This is a genomic window from Loktanella sp. SALINAS62 (genome assembly GCF_018263905.1).
GTDB lineage: Bacteria > Pseudomonadota > Alphaproteobacteria > Rhodobacterales > Rhodobacteraceae > Loktanella.
The window spans coordinates 1-1,589 of record NZ_JAAFZU010000080.1 but is presented as its reverse complement, the minus strand read 5'-3'; the positions used below and the strand labels follow the sequence as shown (position 1 = coordinate 1,589).

The 1,589-nt window shown below is 62.2% G+C and carries 1 protein-coding gene; it reads right to left on the bottom strand.

Annotated elements, in window-relative coordinates; translation table 11 throughout:
- Positions 1 to 1,589, bottom strand: a 1,589-nt coding sequence (locus tag GZH79_RS18550; protein WP_211645268.1) for a PAS domain-containing protein, incomplete at both ends; no start/stop codon positions are given.

The following is a 1,589-nucleotide window of genomic DNA, read 5'->3' as shown; positions in this document are numbered from 1 at the left end:
GCCAGGTCGGCGGACTGCCAATCCGTTTCGAGCAGTTGGTCGTGGGCGCGTGCCAAGGCCTGGATGCGACCGATGAACCGGTCGCGATATTGCTCGACGGTCATGTCCGGCACGCCCGGTTGTCGTGCGAGCGACTGCACCACCGCCAGCGTATTCTTGACCCTGTGGCTTAACTCTTGCGTGAGCGTCCGGCGCTGCTCTTCCGCCTGCTTACGGTCGGAGACGTCCCGAAACAACACACCGATGCGGTGCTCGTCTGCGGGGCCAACGGGAAAGGCATAGGTCTCGTAGTAGCGCCCCAAAGACGCAGCGGGTGCCTCGAAGCGCTCTGCGGTCCGGTCTTGGGCAATACGACCGAAGATTTCGAACCAGTGCGTCTCGAGGTCGGGCACAAGCTCTCGCGCCGTGCGGCCAACAGAGTTCCCCAACCCCGTCTGGCGCTCAAATGCAGCGTTGACCTCGATGAAGCGGTGATCGACAGCCTTGCCCTCAGGCGAGAACATCACCTCAAAGACCCCGAAGCCCTCATCGATCGAGTTGAACAGGGTCTGGTAGCGCTGCTGGCTCTCCAAGAGTTCTTGCTCCATTTTGCGGCGGGCGCAGATGTCGACGAAGGTCACGACGACGCCGTCGATCTTATCCTCGACTGTGCGGTAGGGCCTGATCCGCATCATGAACCAGCGACCGTCCCGGCCCTGAACCTCTGTCTCTACCGGCGAGAGATCGCGCAGCACCCGACGCGCGTCCCCTTCAATCCCGTCGTAGCGTAGCCTGTGCGTAAAATCGGTGATGCTCCGACCGGCGTCTATCTCGGTGATGTTGAAGAGATCGGCGATCGGCAGCGTGAACATCCGTATCCGGAGCTTGGGATCGAGAAACAGCGTTCCGATCTCGGTCGCTGCGGTCATGTTCTGAAGGTCACTGTGGGCGGTCGAGATGCTTTCGAGCTTGCCTTTCAACTCGCCGTTCACCGCCTGAAGCTCCTCGTTCATTGATTGAAGCTCTTCTTTCGAGGTTTCCAGCTCTTCCGAAGTAGAGCGGTATTCCTCGTTGATCGATTGCAGTTCCTCGTTGGCAGCCCGCAGATCCTGGATCGCTGTCTCGTGCTCGCCACGGCTTGCGACCAGCGCCTCCTGCGCTGACTTCAACTCGGCATGGAGACGGCGCATCTCGTCGTTCCGGATCTCGCCCGGCTGGGTATCCTCATCCTCACCTGGCTCCGACAGGGCCGGGCCCGCATCGAGAAACAGCACCAGTGCCTGCGCTCCGGCACCTTCGCGCGATGGGACCGGTGCGACCTGCATCGCGATACGGCGTTGCCCTTCGTCAAGCGGAACGGATGTCGGATGGCTCATCGTCGCCACTCGGTTCTCAAGTGCTCGGTCGAGCGCCACTTTCAGGTCGAGACGCAGCTCAGGCCGCACCACCTCGGGCAACTTGCCTGAGAAGGTGCCGGCGGAATGCTGGATGAACCGTCCGGCGCGGGGCGAGAGATGCAGGATCTGGTGGCGCGCATCGACCAAGACGCTGGGCGGTGCGGCCTGCTCGAGCGCCTCGGTGTGTTGTTCCATCGGGGCGCGATGACGATC